The 1,758-nt window shown below is 63.4% G+C and carries 1 protein-coding gene; it reads left to right on the top strand.

Annotated elements, in window-relative coordinates:
• The first annotated feature begins 433 nt into the window (after positions 1-433).
• Complete coding sequence (locus HX868_RS22695) at positions 434-1,753, top strand: flagellar hook-length control protein FliK (RefSeq protein WP_177004434.1); 1,320 nt, start codon at positions 434-436, stop codon at positions 1,751-1,753.
• The last annotated feature ends 5 nt before the right edge of the window (positions 1,754-1,758 follow it).

Raw genomic sequence — 1,758 nt, 5'->3', positions numbered from 1 at the left:
CGCATCGTGGATACGCGGTCCTTGTAGGAGCCGGCTTGCCGGCGAAAAACGTGAGAGCGCCGCGTTCATTCTGGTTTCCCGCGTCATCGTTAACGACCATCGCCGGCAAGCCGGCTCCTACAAGACCGCGTTGGCTTTTGCCTTTGCTCTACACCACNNCCGCTGTGCTCTTGCTTTTGATGTTGATCTTAGGCGGCCCCCCAAATCACTGTCGGATTACGGGCACACCGAGCCTAGGCGAGGTGCCGAGTGTTGGGGCAAGAGCGTTTTGCTTACTTTTGCGCTTTTCAAAAGTGAGCCGCTGTAAGAGCGGAACCAATACCCGCCGTTACCCAAATAACGGATATACACACCAAACCCCAAACCTGGCCCAACTCTTGCTCTACCTCCCAATACTGCATCCCCGACCCCCATGCAGTGGAGACCTTTACCTATGCCAGTCGCCCCGAATTCGCTCCTTCAGGCTGCCCCCGCGGCCAAGCCTCAAGCGCCCGCTGCCAACCCACCGGCAGCGGCTGCGGACCCACGGGACAAGGGCCCTGGCTTCGCTCAGGTGTTCGCCAACCAGGCTTCCAAACCTACGGCCAAAGCCGACGACAACTCGCCCAAGCCCGCCGCCGGCAAGTCTTCCGACGCCAGCGACAAACCTGCCACCAGCACGCCAGCCGTTGCCGATAGCGGCAATACCTTGCCTGCCACCCCGCCAGCCAAGACCGACGACAGCGCCAGTAAGGACGACGACGCGCCAACCGATCCAACCCTGGTACAGCAGCCTCCGGCTGACCCGGTGGTCGACCCGGCCCTGATTGCCACCGTCACTCCGGTAGCCGTGCCAGTGCCAGTAGAAACCCCGGCGCCTGTCACCACAGCCAAGGATGACAAGGCCCAGCCGGTAGTCGCGGCACCCGTCGCGGCCACCGAGGAAGCCAAGCCAGTCTTCGACCCGGAAGCCGATCCTTTGGACGCCATGCCCGCCGTGCGCCTGGCGATGGAGCAGGGCGGTCACGTCTCGGCCAGCAGTCAGGCCCAGGCCAAAACCGCCCCGGCGCCAACCCAGGATCAACCCACCGCCGCACAGAACTTTGCCGCCGGCCTGGCCAATATGGTCGACCAGCAAGCCACCAAAGACAGCACTGACACGGGCGGTGACAAGGCCTTCGGCGGGTTGATCGAGGACGGCCTCAAGGACCTGAAAAACGCCAGCAGCGACACCCGTGTCGACGACTTCGCCAACCGCCTGGCTGCATTGACCCAGGCCGCTACGCCGAAAACCGCCAACGCCTTGCCGCCGGTAACCAATGCGCCGTTGGCCATGCACCAGAGCGGCTGGACCGACGAAATAGTCAACCGCGTGATGTACCTGTCCAGCGCCAACCTCAAGTCGGCGGAGATCCAGTTGCAGCCGGCCGAACTCGGTCGCCTGGATATCAAGGTCAACATGACCGCCGACCAGCAAGCCCAGGTCAACTTCATGAGCGCTCACCCGGTGGTGCGTGAAGCGTTGGAAAGCCAGTCCGGCCGCTTGCGGGAGATGTTCGCCCAGCAAGGCATGGGGCAGGTGGATGTGAATGTGTCCGACCAGTCCCGTGGCCAGGAGCAACAGCAGCAACAGGCCCAGACCGGTGGCGTGAGCCGCAGCGGTGGACGTGGCGGGGATAACGGCGACAGTGGCAGCCACATTGATGTGGCTGACGCCGTGGCACCCGTAACCTCAACCGTGATCGGTTCCAGCGCCGTCGACTACTACGCCTAGCTCGC

Source organism: Pseudomonas reactans, assembly GCF_013385825.1.
GTDB classification, from domain to species: Bacteria; Pseudomonadota; Gammaproteobacteria; order Pseudomonadales; family Pseudomonadaceae; genus Aquipseudomonas; species Aquipseudomonas reactans.
Note: the sequence above shows the minus strand (reverse complement) of the source record. Positions and strands in the feature narration are given on the sequence as shown.

What these genes read in the sequence shown, in the direction of transcription:
- HX868_RS22695 (WP_177004434.1), top strand. Translation starts at nt 434, where the DNA reads ATGCCAGTCGCCCCGAATTCGCTCCTTCAGGCTGCCCCCGCGGCCAAG.